Raw genomic sequence first — 23,727 nt, forward strand, 5'->3', positions numbered from 1 at the left:
CGCACCGCGCCAGCGGAGCAACACCCGCAAACCCCCGAGCCACCTCGAGAAAGGGCGCCGCGGGTCAGCCCTGCCCGGCGGCCTTGTTGGCCGCCGCCTCGGCGGCGTCCAGGCCGGAGGCCACGTCCCGGCGGCCGAGGAAGATCTCGTTGAAGATCGGGCCGAACGCCGCCTGCGCGGCCTGGAACTTCGCGTTCGACGGCGCCTGGATGACCTCGCCCTCGGCGGCCTTCGCGAACGGGGTCGGATCCACGCCCTTGCCCTTCCAGTAGGTGTTGAAGGCGTCCTGGGCGGGCTTGACCGCCGGCAGGGCCGCGCCCTCGGCCCCGATGAACCTGGCGCCCTCCGCCGAGCCGAGCCACTGCAGCACCTTCGTGGTGGCATCCGGGTTGGCGGTCTTGGCATTGCCGACGGCGACCACCGAGTTGACCACCGAGACGGCCCCCTTCGGCCCGGCCGGCAGTGGGGCGATCCCCCAGTCGAAGGTCGCACCGTCGGAGACGTTCTTCAGGTTGTAGAGCCCGGACTGGAACAGCGCGATCTTGCCCTGCAGGAACTGGTCGCGGGTGAAGTCGCCGTTGTCGTTGGTGTTCGCCGCGGACGGGGCGACCCGGTACTTGTTGATCAGGTCCACGATGTAGGCGAACGCCTGGGTGCTGGGGTCGGAGGCGAAGACGAACCGGTTCCCGTCCTCGAACTTCCCGCCGTTGGAGCCGATGTAGTTGTAGTAGATGGCCTGCAGGTCCTGGGAGGCGTTGTAGCCCCACCGGGTCACCCGGCTGGCGTCGAAGCCGGGCTGCCCGGCGGTACGACCGTTGGCGTCCTTCGTCAGCTTCTGGGTGGCGGCGATCAGGGTGTCCTTGCTGCGGTCCGGGTTCCACGTCAACGCCGAGACGTCGACGCCGGCCTGCTGGACCAGCTTCTTGTTGTAGTAGACCGCGATGCCACCGTCGGTCAGCTGGGGTACGCCCCACAGCTTGCCCTGGTAGGTGTACTGCTGGACGGAGGAATCGACCCAGTCCTTCTTCTCGGCATCGAATGCGGACCCGATCTCCAGGAGATTGCCGCTGTCGGCGTAGGCCTTGAAGTTGGAGGCGTTCATCAGGCTGATGTCGTCGGCGTTGCCGGCCGAGACGTCGGCCCGCAGCTTGTCCCAGTAGTTCGCCCACGGCACCAGCACGGTCTTGACGGTGATGTCCGGGTTGTTCGCGGTGAATTCCTTGAACGAGGCGTCGTAGGCCTTCTGCACCTGGTTGTCCCAGAGGCGCACCGTGACGGTGACCTTCTGGCCGGAGCCGCCGGCGGAGGCCGAGCCGTTGCCCGCGGCCGGGGAGCAGCCGGTCAGGGCGAGGGCTGCCGCGGCGAGGACGGCGAGGGCACCGGTGAACCGGGAACGGGTGGAGCGAGTCATGAGAGACCTTTCGGGGAGGGTCACCGGAAGCCGGTGATCGCGATGGAGGAGATGATGTGCCGCTGGAAGATCGCGTAGAGGATCAGCAGCGGCGCCAGGGCGATGGTGGTGGCCGCCATCACCAGTGTCCAGTTGCCGTTGTACTGCGTCTGCAGGTTCGAGGTCGCCACGGTGAGGGTCTGCCAGGTCGGGCCGGTGGTGATGATCAGCGGCCACAGGAAGTTGTTCCAGTGCGCGACGACGGTGATGATCGCCAGGGTGGCCAGGATGCCGCGGGAGAGCGGGACGACGATGGAGACCAGGATCCGACCGGTGCCCGCCCCGTCCAGCCGGGCGGCGTCGAGGATGTCCTGGGGGATGGAACGGAAGTACTCGCGCAGCAGGAAGATCGCGTACGGGGAGCCGAACAGGAACGGCAGGACCAGGGCCCAGAAGGTGTTCCGCAGTCCGATCTGGCTGAACAGCGTGTAGAGCGGGATCACGGTGACCACCTGCGGGATCATCAAGGTGGCCAGGTAGACCCAGAACAGGGCGTCCCGGAAGGGGAACTCGACACGGGCGAACGCGTAGGCGGCGAGCACCGAGAACACGAGCTGCCCCACCAGAACGAGCACCACCACCTGGGCGGTGACCGCGATGGGCGCGATGAAGCTGTAGTCCGCGCTGAACAGGGCGGTGAAGTTCTCCAGGGTCACCGGGTCCGGTGGGGCGAGTGCGGACCGGCTGGCGAACTGGCGTGGCGTCTTCAGCGCCGTCATCACGCTGAGCACGAAGGGCCCGATGGTGATCAGGAAGCCGGCGATCAGCACGACGTACGTCAGCAGGACGCCGGCGACGCTTCCCCGCCGGACGGGACGGTTCCGTTCGACCGGGTCGGTGCCACGGGCCGGGGGCGGCAGGGTGGCCAGTCGTTCAGGAGAGGTCATAGGTGATCCTCCTCCGGAACCAGCGCTGCTGCGCGAGGGTGATGACGACGAGGACGACGAAGAGCAGCAGGGCCATCACCGAGGCACGGCCGAGGTCCGCGGCGCCGCGGAAGGCCTCGTCGTAGATGCGGGTGGCGATGACGTCCGTGGCGCCCTGCGGTCCGCCGTTGGGGGTCAGCGCGTAGATCTGGTCGAACGCCTGGAAGCTGGCGATCACGCCGGTGACCAGGACGAAGAACATGGTGGGGCGCAGCAGCGGCAGCTTGACCTGCCAGAAGGTCTGCCAAGCGGTGGCACCGTCGACACGGGCCGCGTCGAGCAGGGTGGTCGGGATCGCGGCCAGACCGGCCATGAAGAACAGGGCGACGTACCCGACCTGGGACCAGATGCTCACCGCGGCGACCGCGGGCAGGGCCAGCACCGGGCTGGAGAGCCACTCCACGTACACGCCGAGCAGGGCGTTCAGGGCGCCGTCGGACGGGGAGAAGATCCACCGCCACACCACGCCGAGGACCAAGGGGGCGCCCATCCACGGAATCACGTAGATCACGCGCAGGAACGCCGAGCCCGGCAGCCCCCGGGACAGCAACGTCGCCAGCAGCAGGCCGAGGGCGGTCTGGACGGGGATGACGAGCAGCACGAACAGGACGGACACGAGCGCGGACCGCCCGAACGTCGGGTCGGTGAGCACGGACGTCCAGTTGTCGAAACCGACGAACACCGGCGGGAAGAGCAGGTCCCACTGCTGCAGGCTGAGCCAGAGGACCACCGCGATCGGCAGCAGCAGGAACGCGACGATCCCGATCAGGCTGGGTGCGAGCAGTGCGTACCCGGTCGCCGTCTGCTTCCGCGCCATCGTCGCCCCTTCCCCTGATCGATCGGCCTGTTGTGCTACGGATCGCGGGCCTGCGCTCCGGTGAAGGGCGCCGGCCGGTGCCGTGATCGCAGGATAGTCCGCACCGCCGACGATGGAAGAATGTCGGTGACCCGCCCCGCATTCCCAGGAGAGCCGTGACCGCGACCGCCCGTGTGGGCATGGTGTGCCTGCACACCTGTCCCTTCGAGCAGCCCGGCGCCGGGGACGCGGGCGGGATGAACGTCTACGTCCGGGAACTGGCCCGCGCGCTGGTGCGGCGGGACTGGTCCGTGCACGTCACCACCCTGGGCACCCTCGGCCGGCAACAGGTCGAACCGGGCATCGTGGTGGACCACGTCGACGTGGGACTGCCCCGGACGAAGGAGTCACTGGCCGCGGCGCTGCCCGCGGTGACCGAGCGGCTGCTCGCCCGGCACCGGGAGGAGGCTGATCTGCTGCACGCCCACTACTGGCTCTCCGGGGTGGTCGGCCTGCACCTGGCCGCGGCCGGCGACATCCCACTGGTGCACACCATGCACACGATGGCGCTGGTCAAGAACGCCCACCGCGGCGCCGCCCAGCGCCTCGAGCCCGAGCAGCGGGCCGCCGCCGAACGCCGGATCGCCGCGGCGGCCGACCGGCTGATCGTCAACGGTGCGAGCGAGGCGGCGGACCTGGTCCGCTACTACGCCGCCGACCCGGACCGAGTGGACGTGGTGCCCCCGGGGGTGGATCTCGGTGTGTTCCACCCGGACAGGGAGGCCGACCACGACGACGCCGGTCGGGTCGCGCGCCCGGTCACCGGCGGGCCCGTGCCCGGCCCGCTGCGGGTCGTGCTGGCCGGACGGATGCAGCGGCACAAGGGACCGCAGGTGCTGCTGCACGCGCTCGCGCGGCTGCGCACCGATCGTCCCGACATCGCCCTCGACGTACGGATCATCGGCGCCGCAAGCGGAACCGACCTGGACCTGCCGACCCTGGTGCGGGCGCTGGGCCTGACCGACACGGTGCGGCTGGAGCCGCCGGTGCCGCCGGACCGGCTCGCCGCGGCGTTCCGGGCCGCCGACGTCGTCGTCATGCCCTCCGCCCACGAGTCGTTCGGGCTGGTGGCGCTGGAGGCGCAGGCGTGCGGCACCCCGGTGATCGCCACCGACGCCGGTGGCCTGGCCGAGGCGGTGCGCGACGGCGAGACGGGAGTGCTGGTGCCGGGCCGGGACCCGGGTGCCTGGGCCGCCGCGCTCGCCCGGCTGCACGACGACCCGGCGGGGCGTGCCGCACTCGCGGCGAGGGCCGCCGTGCACGCCCGGGCGTTCACCTGGGATCGCACGGCGGCCCGCACCGAGGTCGCCTACCGGCGGGCGCTCAACCGCGGATGAACTCCTCGACCGCGACGCGGGCCGGCTCGTCCGGCAGCTGCTGCGGCGGGGACTTCATGAAGTAGCTCGACGCGGCCAGCACCGGGCCACCCAGGCCACGGTCGGCGGCGATCTTCGCGGCGCGCACCGCGTCGATGATCACGCCGGCCGAGTTCGGCGAGTCCCACACCTCGAGCTTGTACTCGATCGAGACCGGCACGTCGCCGAAGTTGCGGCCCTCGATCCGCACGAACGCCCACTTCCGGTCGTCGAGCCACTGCACGTAGTCGCTGGGGCCGATGTGCACGTCCCGCTCGGCCAGCTCGGCATCGATGTTGGAGGTGACGGCGCGGGTCTTGGAGATCTTCTTGGACTGCAGCCGGTCCCGCTCGAGCATGTTCTTGAAGTCCATGTTGCCGCCGACGTTGAGCTGGTAGGTGCGGTCGACGGTGACGCCGCGCTCCTCGAACAACCGGGCCAGGGAGCGGTGGGTGATGGTGGCACCGATCTGGCTCTTGATGTCATCGCCGACGATGGGCACCCCGGCGTCCGTGAACTTCTGCGCCCACTCCTCGGTGGAGGCGATGAACACGGGCAGGGCGTTGACGAACGCGACCTTCGCGTCGATCGCGGCCTGGGCGTAGAACTTGGCGGCCTGATCCGAACCGACCGGCAGGTAGCAGACCAGCACGTCGGCGCGGGCGTCCTTCAGGGCGGCGACGACGTCGACCGGCTCGCGCGGCGACTCGTCGATGGTCTCCCGGTAGTACTTGCCCAACCCGTCCAGGGTGGGGCCGCGCTGGACCTCGACACCGCTGGTGGGCACATCACAGATCTTGATGGTGTTGTTCTGGGAGGCCTCGATCGCCTCGGCGAGGTCCTTGCCGACCTTGACGTCGTCGACGTCGAACGCGGCGACGAACTCGAGGTCACCGACGTGGTAGTCACCGAACTGGACGTGCATCAGACCGGGGACGGTCTGGCCCGGGTCGGCGTCCCGGTAGTAGTGCACACCCTGCACCAGGGATGACGCGCAGTTGCCGACGCCGGCGATGGCCACGCGGATGGGTTGACGGGACACGGGCAGTACTCCTTCGGTGGAACGGGTCGCCGGGTGCCCGCAGGGTACCCGGCCATCCATCCACTCTAAGTCAGCGCAGTCCGGCGGTCCGGCGAAGGGCGCTGCTCAGCGAGCCATGCCCCAGATGTTGATGCCGGCCTCGACGGCGTGCCGGTCGATGCCGTTCAACTCCTCGTCGCTGAAGGTCAGGTTGTCCAGTGCGGCGAGGCTGTCATGCAGCTGGTCGACGCTGGACGCCCCGATCAGGGCGCTGGTGATCGTGCGGGGGCCCTGGTCGCGCAGCACCCACGCGATGGCCAGCTGGGCCAGGGACTGCCCACGCTGACCGGCCATCTCGTTCAGCGCGCGCACGTGCTTGAGGGTCTCGGGGGTGAGCCAGTCCGGGTTGAGGGACTTCCCGGCCGCGGCACGCGAGTCGTTCGGGACGCCGTCGAGGTACTTGTCGGTCAGCATGCCCTGCGCCAGCGGGGAGAAGGCGATGGAGCCGACCCCCTCGTCGCCGAGCACGTCGAGCAGGGCGGGCTCACCGTCCTCGACCCACCGGTTCAACAGCGAGTAGGAGGGCTGATGGATGACGACGGGGGTGCCGAGCTCGCCGAGGACGCGGACCGCCTGAACGGTCTGCTCGGCCGTGTAGGAGGAGATCCCGGCGTAGATCGCCTTGCCGGCCCGGACGGCGTGGTCCAGCGCCCCGAGGGTCTCCTCCATCGGGGTGTCCGGGTCCGGCCGGTGGCTGTAGAAGATGTCGACGTGATCCAGCCCCATCCGGGTCAGGGATGCGTCCAGGCTGCCCAGCAGGTACTTGCGCGAGCCCCACTCCCCGTAGGGACCGGGCTGCATCCGGTACCCGGCCTTGGTCGAGATCACCAGTTCCTCGCGGTAGGGGGCGAAGTCCTCGGCGAAGATGCGCCCGAAGTTCTTCTCTGCGCTGCCCTCCGGGGGCCCGTAGTTGTTGGCGAGGTCGAAATGCGTGACACCGGCGTCGAAGGCGGCCCACAGGATGTCGCGCTGGGTCTGCAGGGGCTTGTCGTCGCCGAAGTTGTGCCACAGCCCGAGGCTGATGGCGGGCAACTTCAGCCCGGTGCGGCCCAGTAGCCGGTAGGGCATCGTCGCGTAACGGTTCTCGGAAGCGGAGTACACCATGGTGCTCATCGTGCCACGGCTGGCTCGCCGATCGCGGACGGCTCTACTGCGGCGGCATCTCCCACCGCACGCCACCGAACCGTCCGAAGTCGTTGTCGGACGTCACCACCGTGGCGTTGAACTGAAGGGCCAACGCAGCAAGGTAGGCATCGTTGACGAGGTTGCCGCCGCTCCCGGTGGGCCCCAGCAACTCTCGCATCCTGGCCACGTGCCTGGCGTCTGCTTCTGGAACGAGCACGTTCGGCCGACCGTACCAGCCGTCGATGACCGTCAGCGCCGTGCCGATGTCCAGTGGTCGTTCGAACACCGACGGATGAGTCGACAAGCGCAGGAAGGCCAGGACGCTCACCCAGGGGATGAGCACTGTTTCCGTACCCGACAGGGCATCATCGAGCCAGGCCTTCGACGAAGTATGGTGCTGCGCGTTCTCGTGAACGGAATAGAGGAGAACGTTCGCGTCGACCAGTTTCACTTACCCGCCTCGGCCTTGCGCCTCAGTTGCTCGTCCTCCAGTTCGCCCGCCACCGCCAGAGCCTGGTCCAAGGGGATCCGGGCACGACCGAGGTCGAACGTCGGCGTGCTGTAACTCGAACTCTCGCGACCCGCCGTGAGTCCGTCGACGATGGCGGCATTCACCGCCTCCTTGAAGGTCAGGCCACGCTCGCGCATCAGCTTGCGCACGAGACCGTCCGCCTCCGGTGTCAACGTGATCGTGGTCCGCATGGCGGCATCATAGCATCACTCTTGATGATGCGTTGATGAACGCCCGGACCAAGTGCCCCGCCGCTTCGACCGAGCGACACCCCTAGCGCAGCACGACGGTGCGCTGACCGCGCAGGACGACCCGCCCCTCGGCGTGCCAGCGGACCGCGCGGGTGAGGGCGGCGACCTCCGCGTCCCGACCGACGGCCACCAGGTCCTCGGGGGCGTGCGTGTGATCGACGTCGATCACCTGCTGGGCGATGATCGGCCCCTCGTCCAGCTCGGCGTTCACGTAGTGCGCGGTGGCGCCCACCATCTTCACGCCGCGCTCCCAGGCCTGGTGGTAGGGCTTCGCTCCCTTGAACGAGGGCAGGAAGGAGTGGTGGATGTTGATGCAGCGACCGCTCAGGGCGGCCGACAGGTCGTCGCTGAGCACCTGCATGTAGCGAGCCAGCACCACCAGCTCCGCGTCGAAGCGGTCGACCAGGTCCAGGAGGCGGGCCTCGGCGGCGGGCTTGGTCGCGGCCGTGACGGGGACGTGGAAGAACGGGATGGAGTGCCAGCCGACCAGGCCGGCGTGATCCTCGTGGTTGGAGACGACGGCGACGATCTCGATGGGCAGTTCGCCGTTGCGGGTCCGGTAGAGCAGGTCGTTGAGGCAGTGCCCGAACTTCGAGACCATGATGAGCACCCGGGTGCGGCTGCCCTTCGGCACCAGTTTCCAGGTCATGCCGAACCGGTCCGCGATCGGCTCGAAGCCCTCCCGCAACCGGGCGAGCTCCGCACCGGGAGCCTGCCCGCCGTCAGCGTCCGGGTCAGCTCCGGTGGGCCCGGCCACCTCCAGACGCAGGCAGAAATACCCGTCGCGCCGGTCGTCGAACTGCTTGCTGTCGACGATGTCGCACTGCTGCTCGAGCAGGAAACCCGTGACGGCGTGCACGATGCCGAGCCGTTCGGGACAGTCCAGCGTCAGCACGTACTCCATCGATCCTCCTCGCTCGCCGTCCGCACCCACGCCCGCCGTGCTCGCTCGCCGGCGCGGGTCAGCACTCGATCACGTTCACGGCCAGACCGCCGCGGCTGGTCTCCTTGTACTTGATCTTCATGTCCCGGCCGGTGTCCCGCATCGTCTTGATCACCTTGTCGAGGGACACCTTGTGCGTGCCGTCGCCCTTGCGAGCCATCCGGGCCGCGTTGATCGCCTTGACCGAGGCGATGGCGTTCCGCTCGATGCAGGGGATCTGGACGAGCCCACCGACGGGATCGCAGGTCAGACCCAGGTTGTGCTCCATCCCGATCTCCGCCGCGTTCTCCACCTGCCGCGGGGTGCCGCCGATCACCGCGCACAGGGCGCCCGCCGCCATCGAGCACGCGGAACCGACCTCCCCCTGGCAGCCCACCTCGGCGCCCGAGATGGACGCGTTCTCCTTGTACAGGATGCCGATCGCCGCGGCGGTGAGCAGGAACGTCACCACACCGTCGTCGTCCGCGCTGGGAATGAACTTGTCGTAGTAGTGCAGCACCGCGGGGATGATGCCGGCCGCCCCGTTGGTGGGGGCGGTGACGATGCGGCCACCGGAGGCGTTCTCCTCGTTGACCGCGAGCGCGAACAGGTTGACCCAGTCCATCGCGCGCATCGGGTCGGTCTCGTCGGCGTCCGCGCTGAGTTCGGCGAACAGCCGCGGCGCCCGGCGGTTCACCTTCAGGCCACCCGGCAGCACGCCGTCGTGCGCGCAGCCGTTGGCCACGCACTCCCGCATCACGGCCCAGATCTTCAGCAGCTCGGCGCGCAGTTCTTCCTCGGTGCGCCAGGACAGCTCGTTGGCGAGCATCACCTCGGCGATCGACAGGCCCTCCCGCTCGCAGATCTCCAGCAGCCGCTCGCCCGTGGTGAACGGGTAGCGCAGCGGCGTCTCGTCCGCCACGATCCGGTCCGCGCCGGCGGCCTGCTCGTCGACGACGAAGCCGCCGCCCACCGAGTAGTAGGTGCGTTCGGCGACCGTGCCGCCGGCGTCGTCGTACGCGGCGAAGGTCATCCCGTTCGGGTGCGTCGGTAGCGACTTGCGCCGGTGCATGATGAGGTCCTCGTCCGGGTCGAAGCCGATCCGGTGGTGGCCGGCCAGGGTGAGCCGCCGGTCCGCCGTGACCCGGGCGACCCGGTCCTCGACACCGTCGGTGTCCACCGTCTCGGGGTTCTCGCCCTCCAGGCCGAGGATGACGGCCTTGGGCGAGCCGTGCCCGTGGCCGGTCGCCCCGAGGGAACCGAACAGCTGCACGTACACGCGGGCGACGTCGTCCAGCCGGCCCGCATCATCCAGCCCGGCGACGAACCGGCGAGCGGCGCGCATCGGGCCCACCGTGTGCGAAGACGACGGACCGATGCCGATGGAGAACAGATCGAGGGCACTCAGCGCCATCAGGGAAGAGCCTTTCTCAGTGGAATTCAGCCATGGAGTCCAGCAGCAGGGCGACGGTGTACTCCGTGAAGGAACCGCGGGCCAGGATCCGGAACTCCGGCTCCTCCCGAGTCTTCCACAGCACCACCTGCACCGGTCCCAGCAACAGGGAGTAGGCCCGGCCCGCCGCGAAGGCGCGCGGGTGCAGGTCGAACGTCACCGACTTCTCGAGCACGTCCCGGGACGCCGGTCCGGCCAGTTCGAGCGTGGTCCGGTTCGCCGAGAGGTCCACCGCCTGACCGGGTGCCTCCCCCAGCGCGCCGGCGAGGGAGCCGACGAGCTCGGTGGGAGCCTGCGCGCCCTCCAGCTCGGGGCCGACGACGAGGAACTCGTCCGGGCCGAGCCAGAGCACCGCGGTGCCCGTGCCGTCGCTACTGCCGGTGACCGCACCGCAGGCCACGGGCAGGGGCAGCCCGAGGGCCGCCTCGACCCGTCCGGCCTCCTCGGAGCCCGGTTGCACCCGCAGGGCGACCATGGTCTGGAACGGGACCTCCTTGAGCCGCACCCGCGCCCCGGAGCCGGCCGTCATCGCGTCCACCAGGTGGCCGCCCGGGCTGCGTCGCAGCCGTACCGCCGCGCTCGAGGCGCTGTTGGCCTCTGCCGTCATCGTCGTCATCTCAACCATCCCTCCGTGCTCCCTCGGGGTCGTACAAGACCGTTGCCCCGACCTCCACCTCCACCAGGTCCCCGCCGACCGGCGCCAGCAGCCGGGTACCCAGCCGCTCCCGGCCACCCTTGATCAGGGCCAGCCCGAAGGGACGCTCCAGCGCCTGGCTGCGGTAACTCGACGTCACATGGCCCACCATGGGCACCGGGGTCCGGTCCGTCGAAGTGCCCGGCTCGATCAGCTGGGTGCCCTCCGGCAGCAGGGTCGCCCGGTCCACCGGCAGGACGGACACCAGCTGCTTCCGATTCGTCTCGGCGTTGTGCAGGCGGCTGTAGGACCGCTTGCCGATGAAATCCTTGAACTTCGAGATGATCCAGTCCATGCCGAGGTCCTGCGGCGTGACGGTGCCGTCGGTGTCCTGCCCCACGATCGGGAAGCCCTTCTCGGCGCGCAGCACGTGCATGGTCTCGGTGCCGTAGGGCGTGATACCGAACGCGGCACCGGCCTCGGCCACCTGCTCCCACACGGCCAGGCCGTACCAGCTGGGCACGTTGACCTCGAAGGCCAGCTCCCCGGAGAACGAGATGCGGCAGATCCGCACCGACAGACCGGAGGCGAGCGTGGTCTCCCGCACCGCCATGAACGGGAACGCCTCGGCCGAGACGTCCAGGTCCGGCGCCAGCCCGGCGATCACGTCACGGGACTTCGGGCCGACGACGGCGACGGTGCTCCACTGCTCGGTGACGGAGGTGAACGTGACGTCCAGCTCCGGCCACTCCGTCTGGGACCACTCCTCGAGCCAGTCCAGCACCTTCGCCGCGCCGCCGGTGGTGGTGGTCATGAGGAACCGGTCGTCGGACAGGCGCAGGGTCACGCCGTCGTCGAACACCATGCCGTCGGGGGTGCACATGACGCCGTACCGGCCCATGCCGGGCTTCAGTTTGGCGAACCCGTTGGTGTAGACGCGGTTGAGGAACTCCCCCGCGTCGGCGCCCCGGATCTCGATCTTGCCCAGGGTGCTGGCGTCCTGGAAGCCCACGCCCTGCCGGACAGCCCGGCACTCGCGGGCCACCGCGGCGTCCATGTCCTCGCCGTCCTGTGGGTAGTACCGGGGGCGCTTCCACTGGCCGACGTCCTCGAACACGGCACCGTGCGTCAGATGCCACGGCTGGATCGAGGTCACCCGCGCCGGGTCGTACAGCCCCCCGCGGCCCCGGCCGGCCAGGGCCGCGAACGCGACCGGGGTGAACGGGGCGCGGTAGGTGGTGGTCCCGATCTCGCCCACGGACGGGGCGCCACCGTCCCCGCCGAGCTCGGCCTTGAGCGCGTCGGCGATCACGCCGATCGTGTTGACGCCGCTGGTCTTGCCCTGATCCGCGGCGGTGCTGATCGAGGTGTACCGCTTGACGTGCTCGACGGCGCGCATCCCGGCGCCGGTGGCGCGCAGCACGTCCCGCACGGTGTTGTCCCGCTGCAGGTCCACGACGTGGTCGGTCAGCTCGGCGGTGGGATCCTGGCCGGGCACCACCCACAGCTGGCGGACCGGGCCGACGACGGCGGCGCGCTCGGCGTCGCCCGGGACGGGTGCGGCCGGGGCCGCCTCGAACCCGGCGGCGGTGGCGGCGTCCGCACCGGCGGCGGCGCCCTCGAGCACGGCGTGGCCGGTGTCGTAGGTGCCGTTCAGGGCGCCGGCGACGTGCTGGTTCTTCACCGGTCCGGCCGGAACGAAGCCGGCGAGGTCGTCCCGCCAGGTCAGCCGGCCCTGCCGCTGGCTGTGCAGGTGGACGGTGGGGGTCCACCCTCCGGAGACGGCGAGCACGTCGGCGCCGACGGTCTGCGCCGCACCGGTCAGGGACCCGTCCTCGGCCAGGCCCCGGACGGTGACCGAGGCGAGCCGGCTCCCGTCGGCGGCGGAGGTGGTGTCGACCACCGCGGCGCCGGTGCGCACGTCCACCCCGGCGGCCGCGGCTTCGGCAGCGCGCTCACTGCGCTCGGTGCGGGCGTCGATCACGGCGACGACCTCCACACCCGCAGCGCGCAGGTCGTCGACCACGTCGTAGGCGCTGTCGTTGGTGGTGAAGACGGCCACCCGGTGGCTGGGGACGGCGGCCCAGCGGCCCACGTAGGACTGCACCGCGGAGGCGAGCATGACACCGGGCCGGTCGTTGTTCGCGAAGATCAGCGGACGCTCCAGGGCACCGGTGGCGAGCACCACCTGCTTGGCGGTGATGTGCCAGAGCCGCTGCCGCGGAATCGCGGAGGCGTGGGCCTCGGTGGTCCGGGTCGGACCCGGGGTGACAGTCTCGACGGCCAGCAGGTAATTGTTGTCGTAGCTGCCGAACACGACGGTGCGCGGCAGCACCGTGGTCTCGGGCGCCTGCTCGAGTTCGGCGACTGTCTCCGCCAGCCACTGCGATGCGGGGGTCCCGTCGATCTCGGTCCGCGGCTGGGACAGCAGGGAACCGCCGAGCACGTGGTCCTGCTCGGCAAGGATGACGCGGGCGCCGATGGCCGCGGCCGTGCGGGCGGCGGCCAGACCGGCCGGGCCGGACCCGATCACGACGACGTCGGCGTGGACGTGCTTCTTGTCGTAGCGGGCGGTGTCCTCCCGCGGATCCAGTACGCCGATGCCGTCGAGCAGGTCGATCTCCATGCCGTCGGTCAGCTCGACGGTGGTCGCCTGCAGCATCGACTCGTTGACGTCGCCGCGCACCCGGACCAGGGCGTTGGGCTCCTCGACCCCGGCGGCGACGATGCCGCGGGGCCTGCGCTTGTAGATGGAGTCGCCGACGCGCAGGACCCCGGCCGCGACGAGGGCCGAGGCGACGGTGTCCCCGGGGTGACCGGTGAACGCGGTCCCGTCGACGGTGAAGTGCAGGGTGATGTCCCGGTCGATCCGGCCGCCGGACTGCAGCCGGTGGGTCTGAAGGGTGCTCATGGGTGGTTCCCCGTTCCTGAAGTGGTGCTGCCCGGTGCCGGCGATTCCGGCGTGCCCGGGACGACGGTCGACTGGACGAGCTCGGAATCCTGCGGGGTGTGTGGGCTGGCGACGTCCGGCCGGGGCTCGCCCATCCGGTAGACCGCCAGCACGTCATAGGTGTGGGTGTCTCGCAGGGCGTTGAACCAGCGGCGGCAGCCGACGGAATGCACCCATCGTTCCGCGTGGACGCCCTTGGGGTTGTCGCGGTAGAAGAGGTACTCCGCCCAGGCGGCGTCGTCGAGCGCGTACGGGTCCTCCGGGTAGGCCACGTGGGCCTGTCCCCCGTACCCGAACTCGGTCTCCTGACGGGGACCGCACCAGGGGCAGTCGATGATCAGCATGTCGGTCCTCTCGGCGTGTTCTCGGTGCTCAGTGCGCGACGGCGGCGGCGCCGTGCTCGTCGATCAGGGCGCCGGAGACGAAGCGATCCAGCGCGAACGGGGCGTTCAGGGGGTGGGCGGTTCCGGTGGCGATGGTGTGCGCGAACGTCGATCCCGCCGCCGGCACCGCCTTGAAACCGCCGGTACCCCAACCACAGTTGATGTACATGTTCTCCACCGGTGTCGTACTGACGATCGGGGAGGCGTCCAGGGTGACGTCCACGATCCCGCCCCAGGTGCGCAGCAGGTGGGCCCGCGCGAAGATCGGGAACAGCTCGACCGCAGCGGCCATCTGGTGCTCGATCACGTGGAAGGATCCGCGCTGGCCGTACCCGTTGTAGGAGTCGACACCGGCCCCCATCACGAGTTCCCCCTTGTGGGCCTGCGAGACGTAGACGTGCACGTGATTGGACATCACGACCGTCGGGTGGACCAGTTCGTGCAGCTCCGAGACGAGGGCCTGCAGGGGGTGTGACTGGATGGGCAGCCGGAACCCGGCCAGCTCGGCGAGGACACTGGAGTGCCCGGCGGCGGCCAGACCCACGGCACCGGCACTGATCCGCCCGCGGGTGGTCTCGACGCCGACGACGCGCTCGCCGTCCTTGACGAAGCCGGTGACCTCGCAGTTCTGGATGATGTCGACGCCGAGCTGGCTGGCCCGGCGGGCGTAGGCCCACGCGACCCAGTCGTGCTTGGCGATGCCGGCGCGGGGTTGGTAGGTCGCGCCCATCACCGGGTACCGGATGTCGTCGTCGATGTTGATGATCGGGCACAGTTCCTTGACCTGCCGCGGGTCGATCCACTCGGCGTCGACGCCGTTGAGCTTGTTGGCCTCGACCCGGCGGACACTGTCCCGCACGTCCTGGAGGGTGTGCGCCAGGTTCATCACGCCGCGCTGGCTGAAGAAGATGTCGTAGTCCAGCTCCTCCTCCAGGCCCTCCCAGAGCTTGAGAGCGTGCTCGTAGATGCCTGCGCTCTCGTCCCAGAGGTAGTTGGAGCGGATGATCGTGGTGTTCCGGGCCATGTTGCCGCCGGCCAGCCACCCCCGCTCGAGCACGGCGACGTTGGTGATCCCGTGGTTCTTCGCCAGATAGTAGGCGGTGGCCAGGCCGTGTCCGCCGCCACCGACGATCACGACGTCGTAGCCGGACTTCGGCTCGGGGTTGTTCCAGAGGTGGGCCGGGTGCTCCGGCAGTTCACGGATGCTCATCGGTCGCCTTTCGACAGCAGCGGCAGCTCGGGGTAGAGGGGGAAGCGGCCGGCCAGGGCGCTCACGCGCTCCCGCAGGGGCGCGAGGGCCGCCTCGCTGCCGTCCCCGGCGAGGGTGGTGGCGATGATGTCGGCGACCTCGGTGAAGGCCTCGGCGTCGAAGCCGCGCGTGGCCAGGGCCGGGGTACCGATCCGCAGACCCGAGGACACCATCGGGGGGCGGGGATCGAACGGAACGGCGTTGCGGTTGACCGTGATGCCCACGGAGTGGAGCAGGTCCTCGCCCTGCTGGCCGTCCAGGTCCGAGTTGCGCAGGTCGACCAGGACGAGGTGGACGTCGGTGCCACCGGTGAGGATGCTGATGCCGCGGTTCACGACGTCGTCGCCCGTGAGGCGCTCGGCGAGGATCCGGGCGCCCTCCAGGGTCCGCCGCTGGCGCTCGGCGAACTGATCCCCGGCGGCAACCTTGAACGCGACGGCCTTGGCGGCGATCACGTGTTCGAGCGGTCCGCCCTGCTGGCCGGGGAAGACGGCGCTGTTGATCTTCTTGGCGATGTCGGCGTCGTTGGTCATGATGACACCGCCACGGGGACCGCCCAGCGTCTTGTGGGTGGTCGAGGTGACCACGTGGGCGTGGGGCACCGGGGAGGGGTGCAGACCGGCGGCCACCAGCCCGGCGAAGTGGGCCATGTCGACCATCAGCCAGGCGCCGACCTCGTCGGCGATCGCGCGGAAGCGGGCGAAGTCGAGCTGGCGGGGGTAGGCGGACCAGCCGGCGATGATCAGGGCCGGCCGGTGCTCCCGCGCGAGGGCGGCGACCTCGTCCATGTCCACCCGGTGGCTGCTCTCGTCCACCCCGTAGGCGACGACGTGGTAGAGCTTGCCCGAGTAGTTCAGCTTCATCCCGTGGGTCAGGTGACCGCCGTGCGCGAGGTTCAGGCCCAGGATGGTGTCGCCCGGCTTGATCAGGGCGTGCATCGCCGAGGCGTTGGCCTGGGCGCCGGAGTGGGGCTGGACGTTGGCGAAGCCGGCGTCGAAGAGTGCCTTGAGGCGTTCGATGGCGAGCGTCTCGATCACGTCGACGTTCTCGCAGCCGCCGTAGTAGCGCCGACCGGGATAGCCCTCGGCGTACTTGTTGGTCAGCACCGAGCCCTGGGCGGTCATCACCGCGGACGGGGCGAAGTTCTCGGAGGCGATCATCTCGAGGGTGGACTGCTGGCGGACCAGCTCGGCGTCGATGGCCGCGGCCACCTCCGGGTCCAGGGTGGCCAGGTCCTCGTCGAGAACGGTGGCCGCAGCGGAGAGCTGAGTCATCGGGGTCTCCCAGTCGTCGGTAACTGATATATCAACTGTGCCCTGATGTTATGTTGGTCACCCAGAGAACGTCAACACCTTTCGAGAAGAGCACGCGAATGAGTCTTGCCGACGCCACGTCACAGACCGCCGCTCCCGAGCCCGATTCGCCGTACGGCTCCCTCGCCGATCGGGCCTACCACGTGTTGCTCCGGCGTCTGGTGATGCTCGACATCCCGCCGGGCTCGGCCATCAACGAGGCCGCGCTGGCCGCGGAGCTCGGCATCGGGCGCACCCCGGTGCGGGAGAGCCTCAAGAACCTCGAGACCGACCACCTGGTGGTCTCCTACCCGCGCCGGGGCACGTTCGCCACCCGGGTGGACATCACCGACCTGGCCGCCATCTCCGACCTGCGCCGGGTGCTGGAGCCGCTCGCGGCCGACCGGGCGGCGACGAACGCCACCGAGGCACAGCGGTCGGAGCTTCGCGAGAAGGCCCGCGAGATCGAGTCGATGGACGGCGCGATCGCGGACAATCGGGCGTTGATGGAGTACGACGTCGACGTCCACCGCTTGATCTACCGAGCCTCCGACAATCCGCACCTGGAGGAGACCCTGGTGCGGCTGGACAACCTGGTCACCCGGATCTGGTGCCTGGTGCTGCACCGGATGCCGTCGGTGGCCGAGCACATCCGGGAGCACGTCGCCCTCCTGGACGCCATCGCGGCGGGTGACGGCGTCCGCGCGTCCGCGCTCGCTACGGAGCACGTCGAACACTTCGAGACCTCGATCCGCGCGGCGCTCTGAGTCGCCGGCCCCCCGGCCCCGGTGAACCGGTGAGTCCGCCGGTTACGCCCTGCCGCCTGTCTTTGACCCCGTCCGAGGGCGGAACTGGCGGACTCGCGACCAGACCGGCAAAGCGAACTCACGAGACACCGGCCGCTCCGGGAGACGTATTCGATCTCCGTCGGCACCGCGCTGTTCGTGACGGCGGCCCCGGTCACTGGCACCGGCCTGGCGAACGCGGCAGCCTGACATATCAATCGTGCCGATTGTGACGACCAGTTCGAGACAATCTGCGGCTACCTCTTGTCGTACACGTTTGCATGGGCCTACTGTGTGGTGCATCACTGTTGCGTTGCTCGCAACAGCCGGGTGATGGCCCGGAGCCGAGCCGTGGTCGACGACGACCAGAGCCGGAACGACAGACAGCGGAAGGCGGTACCGACGTGGATTCGTCGCCCCCCACCCCCACCGACAAGGTCACGGTCTCCGGACCGGGCCCGGAGACGGCCGCGCTGATCGGACAGACCCACACCACCCTGGCCCCCGGTTTCTACCTGATGGCCGCCGCGGTCGTCTCCCTGGTCGCCGTCCTGTGCGCCCGGGAGACCTCGCGGACTCCGCTGCGGGAATCCTGACACCCGCCAGCCCCAATCACACGCGTTCCACGCACCGACCGAAGGGGTCGACATGAAAGAAGTACCCTCCAGCTCGGAGACCGTCACGCAAGAGGTCGAAGACACGCTGCAACCCGTGCCCGAGCACGCCCGCACCACCAAGCTGTCCGGCCAGTTCTGGATCTGGGCGGGCGCGAACGTCGCGCCGATCAACTGGATCCTCGGGGCACTGGGCATCCAGCTCGGGCTGAGCTTCGCGGACACCATGACGGTGCTCATCGTCGGGAACCTGATCGGCATGGCCGGTTTCGGCTTCTTCGTCCTGCTCGGCCAGAAGACCGGGGCCACCGGCATGCTGCTCGCCCGCGGCGCCTTCGGCCGCCGCGGCGCGTACCTGCCCGCCGCTATCCAGGCCATCGTGGCCATCGGCTGGGCCGCCGTGAACACCTGGATCATCCTCGACCTGGTGATGGCACTGTTCGGTCTGGTCGGCTGGGTCGACCCGACGCAGAAGAACCTGGGCTGGCGTCTCGGCGTCGCGGCCGTCATCATGACCATCCAGGTGATCATCTGTTACCGCGGCTACAAGGCCATCGCGAGGTTCGAGCGGTGGACGATGCCGCCCACCCTGATCGTCCTCGTCGCCATGTCGATCATCGCGTGGACCCAGCTGGACATCGACTGGGGCTACCAGGGTCCCGCCGGCGCGGTGCTCGAGGGCGGTGAGCGCTTCGCCGCGATGTCCGGCATCATGACCGCCATCGGCATCGGCTGGGGCATCGGCTGGTTCACCTACGCGCCGGACTACTCCCGCTTCGTCAGCAGGTCCGTCAAGCCCGTCAAACTCTTCGCCGCCAGCGCCCTCGGCCAGTTCCTGCCCGTCGTCTGGCTCGGCCTGCTCGGTGCGAGCCTGGCGACGAAGAACGGCCAGGCCGACCCGGGCGAGCTGATCGTCTCCAACTTCGGCCTGATGGCCATTCCGGTGATCCTGCTCGTCATCCACGGCCCGATCGCCACGAACATCATCAACATGTACACGTTCTCCGTCGCCGTCCAGGCGCTCGACGTCAAGATCCCTCGCAAAGTGCTCTCCATCGTCGTGGGCGTACTGGCGATGGGCGGCGTGTACCTGTTCACCCTGTCTCCGGACTTCGGCCAGACCCTCGACGGTTGGCTGATCAGCATCGTCGCCTGGGTCGCCACCTGGGGTGGCATCATGGCCGTCCATTACTACGTGTTCGAACGCCGGCACCAGAACTTCAGCTACCTGTTCCTCTCCCCCACGGACACACATCTGAAGGCGTTCAACCCGGTGGCGTTCACCGCCTTCTTCGCGGGCATCATCGCCACCTGGCTGTTCATGTACGGCGCCATCCCCGCTTTCCAGGGCCCGATCGCCACCGCCATGGGCGGCGTCGACCTGTCCTGGCTCGCCGGCACCGTCGTCGCCGGCGGCCTGTACCTGGCCCTGGGCTGGCCCCGGTTCAAGTCCCGCGTCCACGACGGCGTCCCCCTGGGCATCCGGCAGAACCTCACCGACCGCGAGGCCCTCGACACGCGCGGCAACGCGGTGATCCCCCGCCCGGACCAGGTGCCGGCCGGCGCCACGGTCCCGGGCTCCGGCCCGGATACGACCCCCGACACGGAAGGAACCGGGAATGCCCCTGTCCACGCCTGAATGGCCCGGCGCGCACCGCAGCGCCGCCGCCTTCACCTTCGACGTCGACGCCGAGGCCGGAGCGATCGCCTTCGACCACACCGCCGTCGACCGGATGTCCCTGATGACCCATCAGCAGTACGGGCCCACCGTCGCGGTGCCCAAACTGCTGGCGATGCTCCGCTGCCAGGACGTGCAGGCCACCTTCTTCGTCCCCGGCTACACCGCCGAGCTGCACCCCGACATCGTCAAGGCGCTGATCGAGGACGGCCACGAGATCGGTCACCACGGCTACCTGCACGAGAACACCCGCGGCATGTCCGAGCAGGACGAGGCGGACATGATCGACCGGGGCCTGGACGCGCTCGACGCCGTCGCCGGCGTCCGCCCCGTCGGTTACCGCGCGCCGTGGTGGGAGTACAACTGGCACACCACGAAGCTGCTGGCCGACCGGGGATTCCACTACGACTCCAGCCTGCTCGACGGCGACGCGCCCTACCTGTTCGCCGGCGAGGGCATGACCGACGCGCAGGCCCTGGTCGAGATCCCGATCGACTGGGCGCTGGACGACTGGGAGCAGTACGCCTTCTACCCCGGTTGGACGGGTTCTGGCGTGATCGAGTCCCCGAACAAGGCGCTCGAGCTGTGGAGCCTGGAGGCGCAGGCCTCTCACGCGGCCGGCGGCTGCTTCGTGCTGACCAACCATCCCTTCATCTCGGGCCGTCCCTCCCGTCTGACCGCCCTGGAGACGCTCATCGAGCGGGTCAAGGGCCTGGACGGCGTGTGGATCACGACCCTCGAGCAGATCGCCGAGCACGCGCGCACCGTCACCACCGACGTGCACCGGCACCAGCGACTGCCCGACCCCGGACCGCTGCCGGGTCAACCCGGCAGTACGACGGCGCCGCCGACCGCGCAGGAGCGACCGGACGCCACCGACCACCAGTACGTCACCACGACAGGAGCATGAGCCCCATGACCACCACCAATGCCCCGATCAGCAACGTCAGCGACGTCAGCGAACTGGAGCGCCTGAAGACGCTGCACATCGGCACGAAGGGCAAGCTCACGTTCTCCGACGCCGAGTTCGAGCGCCGCCTCACCGGCCTGCGCCAGATCATGGCCGAGAAGGACCTCGACGCCGTGATCCTGACCTCGTACCACAACATCAAGTACTACTCGGACTTCCTCTTCACGTACTTCGGCCGCTCCTACGCGCTCGTGGTCACCAAGGACGACTCGGTCACGGTCACCGCGAACATCGACGCCGGCATGCCCTGGCGGACCTCCTACGGCGCGAACATCGTCTACACCGACTGGCGCCGCGACAACTACTACTTCGGCCTGCAGGAGGCCCTGCGTCAGCGGGGCGTCACGGCCGACCGGCTCGGTGTCGAGGACGACACCCTGCCCCTGATGAACCGGGAGAAGATCGCCGCGGCCTTCCCCGGCGCCGAACTCGTGGACGTCTCCCAGGCGGCCATGCGCCAGCGCATGATCAAGTCGGCCGAGGAGATCGAGGTGATCAAGCACGGCGCCCGCATCGGCGACCTGGGGGGCGAGGCCATCAAGGCCGCCATCCGTGAGGGCATCAGCGAGTACGAGGTCGCGCTGATCGGAACCGAGGCGATGGTGCACGAGATCGCCAGGACCTTCCCCGACCAGGAGGTCCGCGACACCTGGGTCTGGTTCCAGTCCGGCATCAACACGGACGGCGCCCACAACTGGGCCACCACCCGCAAGCTGCAGCGTGGGGACATCCTGTCCCTGAACTGCTTCCCGATGACCAGCGGCTACTACACCGCGCTGGAGCGGACCATGTTCCTCGGCCAGCCCGACGAGCGCTCGCTGGACCTGTGGAACATCAACGTCGAGGTGCACCGGCGCGGCCTCGAACTGATCAAGCCGGGCGCGGTCTGCCGGGACATCGCCGCCGAGCTGAACGAGATCTACATCTCCCACGGGCTGCTGGCCAACCGCACGTTCGGGTACGGCCACTCCTTCGGCGTGCTCTCGCACTACTACGGCCGCGAGGCCGGCCTGGAGCTGCGCGAGGACATCGACACGGTGCTCGAGCCCGGCATGGTGGTCTCGATGGAGCCGATGATCACCGTCCCCGAGGGCGAGCCCGGTGCCGGGGGCTACCGCGAGCACGACATTCTCGTGGTCGGTGAGGACTCCGTGGAGAACATCACCAAGTTCGGCTTCGGTCCGGAGCACAACATCATCGACGCCTGACGCCAGGCGTTCGACAGCACGGACGACGACGCCCCGGGCCCCGCGCCCGGGGCGTCGTCGTCGTCCGCGTCCGTTACCGTCGTCGCCGTGGCCGACGTCATCGACCCCGGCGCACCGGGCCGTGACCGCTAGGCTCGACGAGGTCGCCCCGGCGGCCGGATCACCGACCCGAAGGGAGCACCCCCGTGCCCGCAGCCGAAGCAGCCCTGCACGACGTCTACACCGAGGTATTGCAGCGCAACCCCGGGGAGAGCGAGTTCCACCAGGCGGTGCACGAGGTGCTGGACTCGCTCGCCCCCGTGGTCCGCAAGCATCCCGAGTACCTGGACGCGGCCGTGTTCTCCCGGATCTGCGAGCCGGAACGGCAGATCATCTTCCGGGTGCCGTGGATCGACGACGCCGGTGCGGTGCGCCTGAACCGCGGGTTCCGCGTCCAGTTCAACTCCGCGCTCGGCCCCTACAAGGGCGGCCTGCGCTTCCACCCGAGCGTGAACCTGGGCATCGTCAAGTTCCTGGGATTCGAGCAGATCTTCAAGAACTCCCTGACCGGCATGCCGATCGGGGGCGGCAAGGGCGGCTCGGACTTCGACCCGAAGGGCAAGTCCGACCGGGAGGTGATGCGGTTCTGCCAGTCGCTGATGACGGAACTGAACCGGCACATCGGCGCGGAGGTCGACGTCCCGGCCGGTGACATCGGTGTCGGCACCCGCGAGATCGGCTACCTGTTCGGCCAGTACAAGCGCCTGGCCAACCGCTATGAGTCCGGTGCGCTCACCGGCAAGGGCCTGACCTGGGGCGGGTCACAGGTGCGCACGGAAGCGACCGGGTACGGCACCGTCTACTTCGCCCAGGAGATGCTGCGCGCCCGGGGCGAGTCGTTCGACGGCAAGCGCGTCGTCGTCTCCGGTTCCGGCAACGTGGCGATCTACGCGATCGAGAAGGTGCACGAGTTCGGCGGCACCGTCGTCGCCTGCTCGGACTCCAGCGGCTACGTCGTCGACGAGGCCGGCATCGACCTGGACCTGCTCAAGGAGGTCAAGGAGGTGCGCCGGGAACGCATCGACGCCTACACCGAACACCGCGGCCGGTTGGTCGCCGACGGCTCGATCTGGGAGGTGCCCTGCGACATCGCGCTGCCCTCGGCCACCCAGAACGAGCTGCAGGAAGCGGATGCGATCGCGCTGGTCCGCAGCGGCTGCCGCTACGTGGCGGAGGGGGCGAACATGCCCACCACGCCCGACGCCGTGCGGGTGCTCACGGACGCGGGGGTGGCGTTCGGCCCCGGCAAGGCGGCGAACGCCGGCGGCGTCGCGACCAGCGCCCTGGAGATGCAGCAGAACGCGTCGCGTGACTCGTGGAGCTTTGAGTACACCGAGGATCGGCTGGCCGGCATCATGCGGGAGATCCACGACTCGTGCGCCACCACGGCGGACGAGTTCGGCTCGCCGGGCAACTACGTCGTCGGCGCGAACATCGCCGGGTTCCTGCGGGTCGCCGACGCGATGGTCGCGCTCGGGGTGATCTGAGGGGCGTCAGCCGAGCTAGCTGACGGCACGGAGTTCGTCCGCGGCATAAGTCGTCGTCACGGGCGAGTCAGCACCCGGAACGTCCACCTTCACGCTGTACCTGCCGGTGATGGTCCTACCGACGACGATGCCCTGGACTTCGCGGCGGCCGAAAGTCACCTTGACGGCGGAGCCGGTCTTCGGTCCGATGAAGCGACCGGCGGTTGGACCAACATGACGGACAGTGTCCGCACCAACCGCAGGACCGGCCTTGCTCGAACGGCGGGTTGCCATTGGATCCTCCTTTGCTACCACGGCGCGACGCCCGTTACTGCTTTCAAGTATGCGCTCGTCGCGCGGTCGAGGGCAGTGGCGAATCCCTGTGCGTCAGGATGGTGTGAGACAACAGGGTTGATGTGCTTCCCATTGTATGGGGCGAGATTGGAACGAGATCCGAGATGACGATGACCGTAGCTGATGCCGGCACCGATGATGGTGGGGTGGTGACTCCTCGAGCTGACCGTCCCAG

The 23,727-nt window shown here is 69.4% G+C and carries 21 protein-coding genes; 7 read left to right on the forward strand and 14 right to left on the reverse strand.

Annotation, left to right across the window (positions count from 1 at the left end; genetic code table 11):
- Positions 1-64: 64 nt before the first annotated feature.
- The 3 genes from BKD30_RS14730 to BKD30_RS14740 are packed head-to-tail and all read right to left on the reverse strand — an operon-like array spanning position 65 to position 3,193.
- Complete coding sequence (locus BKD30_RS14730; protein WP_076705781.1) at positions 65-1,411, reverse strand: ABC transporter substrate-binding protein; 1,347 nt, start codon at positions 1,409-1,411, stop codon at positions 65-67.
- 20 nt (positions 1,412-1,431) lie between these two features.
- Positions 1,432-2,337: a carbohydrate ABC transporter permease gene (locus tag BKD30_RS14735; protein ID WP_076705783.1), complete on the reverse strand. Its 906-nt coding sequence runs from the start codon at positions 2,335-2,337 to the stop codon at positions 1,432-1,434.
- A complete protein-coding gene (locus tag BKD30_RS14740; RefSeq protein WP_076705785.1) occupies positions 2,324-3,193 on the reverse strand; it encodes a carbohydrate ABC transporter permease in 870 nt (289 codons plus the stop codon). The genes BKD30_RS14735 and BKD30_RS14740 overlap by 14 nt, the downstream gene beginning before the upstream one ends.
- 155 nt (positions 3,194-3,348) lie before the next feature.
- On the opposite strand from BKD30_RS14740, the gene BKD30_RS14745 reads away from it, so the two are divergent.
- Complete coding sequence (locus BKD30_RS14745; protein WP_235861727.1) at positions 3,349-4,569, forward strand: glycosyltransferase; 1,221 nt, start codon at positions 3,349-3,351, stop codon at positions 4,567-4,569.
- Here BKD30_RS14745 and BKD30_RS14750 read toward each other — a convergent pair.
- From BKD30_RS14750 to glyA, 11 genes are all read right to left on the reverse strand, one after another.
- Positions 4,556-5,629 (reverse strand): inositol-3-phosphate synthase, encoded by a 1,074-nt coding sequence (locus BKD30_RS14750; RefSeq protein ID WP_076705787.1) that lies wholly within the window; start codon positions 5,627-5,629, stop codon positions 4,556-4,558. The genes BKD30_RS14745 and BKD30_RS14750 overlap by 14 nt on opposite strands.
- Before the next feature lie 105 nt (positions 5,630-5,734).
- Complete coding sequence (mgrA, locus tag BKD30_RS14755) at positions 5,735-6,772, reverse strand: L-glyceraldehyde 3-phosphate reductase (RefSeq protein ID WP_076705789.1); 1,038 nt, start codon at positions 6,770-6,772, stop codon at positions 5,735-5,737.
- Positions 6,773-6,815: 43 nt separating this feature from the next.
- A complete protein-coding gene (locus tag BKD30_RS14760) occupies positions 6,816-7,244 on the reverse strand; it encodes a TA system VapC family ribonuclease toxin (RefSeq protein ID WP_076705791.1) in 429 nt (142 codons plus the stop codon).
- Positions 7,241-7,495: a hypothetical protein gene (locus BKD30_RS14765; protein WP_076705793.1), complete on the reverse strand. Its 255-nt coding sequence runs from the start codon at positions 7,493-7,495 to the stop codon at positions 7,241-7,243. Before BKD30_RS14765 ends, BKD30_RS14760 begins: the two co-directional genes overlap by 4 nt.
- An 82-nt stretch (positions 7,496-7,577) precedes the next feature.
- Positions 7,578-8,459, reverse strand: coding sequence for a formyltetrahydrofolate deformylase (purU, locus tag BKD30_RS14770; protein ID WP_076705795.1), 882 nt, complete (start codon positions 8,457-8,459; stop codon positions 7,578-7,580).
- A gap of 58 nt (positions 8,460-8,517) precedes the next feature.
- Positions 8,518-9,891, reverse strand: a complete 1,374-nt coding sequence (locus BKD30_RS14775) for an L-serine ammonia-lyase (RefSeq protein WP_076705797.1) — start codon at positions 9,889-9,891, stop codon at positions 8,518-8,520.
- 16 nt (positions 9,892-9,907) lie between these two features.
- Positions 9,908-10,546: a sarcosine oxidase subunit gamma gene (locus BKD30_RS14780; protein WP_235861728.1), complete on the reverse strand. Its 639-nt coding sequence runs from the start codon at positions 10,544-10,546 to the stop codon at positions 9,908-9,910.
- Between the two features lies 1 nt (position 10,547).
- On the reverse strand, positions 10,548-13,475 hold the full coding sequence (locus BKD30_RS14785; RefSeq protein ID WP_076705799.1) for a 2Fe-2S iron-sulfur cluster-binding protein: 2,928 nt from the start codon (positions 13,473-13,475) through the stop codon (positions 10,548-10,550).
- Positions 13,472-13,858: a sarcosine oxidase subunit delta gene (locus tag BKD30_RS14790; RefSeq protein ID WP_076705801.1), complete on the reverse strand. Its 387-nt coding sequence runs from the start codon at positions 13,856-13,858 to the stop codon at positions 13,472-13,474. The genes BKD30_RS14785 and BKD30_RS14790 overlap by 4 nt, the downstream gene beginning before the upstream one ends.
- 28 nt (positions 13,859-13,886) lie before the next feature.
- On the reverse strand, positions 13,887-15,107 hold the full coding sequence (locus BKD30_RS14795) for a sarcosine oxidase subunit beta family protein (RefSeq protein WP_076705803.1): 1,221 nt from the start codon (positions 15,105-15,107) through the stop codon (positions 13,887-13,889).
- Positions 15,104-16,420: a serine hydroxymethyltransferase gene (glyA, locus tag BKD30_RS14800; protein ID WP_076705805.1), complete on the reverse strand. Its 1,317-nt coding sequence runs from the start codon at positions 16,418-16,420 to the stop codon at positions 15,104-15,106. The genes BKD30_RS14795 and glyA overlap by 4 nt, the downstream gene beginning before the upstream one ends.
- Positions 16,421-16,518: 98 nt before the next feature.
- Here glyA and BKD30_RS14805 point away from each other — a divergent pair, with 98 nt between their 5' ends.
- The 6 genes from BKD30_RS14805 (at position 16,519) to gdhA (ending at position 23,219) form a co-directional block, all read left to right on the forward strand.
- Positions 16,519-17,205, forward strand: coding sequence for a GntR family transcriptional regulator (locus BKD30_RS14805; protein ID WP_076705806.1), 687 nt, complete (start codon positions 16,519-16,521; stop codon positions 17,203-17,205).
- Positions 17,206-17,627: 422 nt separating this feature from the next.
- Positions 17,628-17,819, forward strand: coding sequence for a hypothetical protein (locus BKD30_RS14810; RefSeq protein WP_076705808.1), 192 nt, complete (start codon positions 17,628-17,630; stop codon positions 17,817-17,819).
- A gap of 115 nt (positions 17,820-17,934) precedes the next feature.
- Complete coding sequence (locus BKD30_RS14815; protein WP_408033388.1) at positions 17,935-19,476, forward strand: purine-cytosine permease family protein; 1,542 nt, start codon at positions 17,935-17,937, stop codon at positions 19,474-19,476.
- Positions 19,457-20,425 (forward strand): polysaccharide deacetylase family protein, encoded by a 969-nt coding sequence (locus BKD30_RS14820; protein ID WP_076705812.1) that lies wholly within the window; start codon positions 19,457-19,459, stop codon positions 20,423-20,425. The genes BKD30_RS14815 and BKD30_RS14820 overlap by 20 nt, the downstream gene beginning before the upstream one ends.
- Positions 20,426-20,430: 5 nt before the next feature.
- The gene (locus BKD30_RS14825) at positions 20,431-21,693 is read left to right on the forward strand and encodes a M24 family metallopeptidase (RefSeq protein ID WP_076705813.1); all 1,263 of its coding nucleotides are present in this window, start codon (positions 20,431-20,433) and stop codon (positions 21,691-21,693) included.
- A gap of 185 nt (positions 21,694-21,878) precedes the next feature.
- The gene (gdhA, locus tag BKD30_RS14830; protein WP_076705814.1) at positions 21,879-23,219 is read left to right on the forward strand and encodes an NADP-specific glutamate dehydrogenase; all 1,341 of its coding nucleotides are present in this window, start codon (positions 21,879-21,881) and stop codon (positions 23,217-23,219) included.
- Positions 23,220-23,727 lie beyond the last annotated feature (508 nt).

The sequence above is a fragment of the Tersicoccus phoenicis genome, assembly GCF_001968835.1.
Classification (GTDB): Bacteria; Actinomycetota; Actinomycetes; order Actinomycetales; family Micrococcaceae; genus Tersicoccus; species Tersicoccus phoenicis.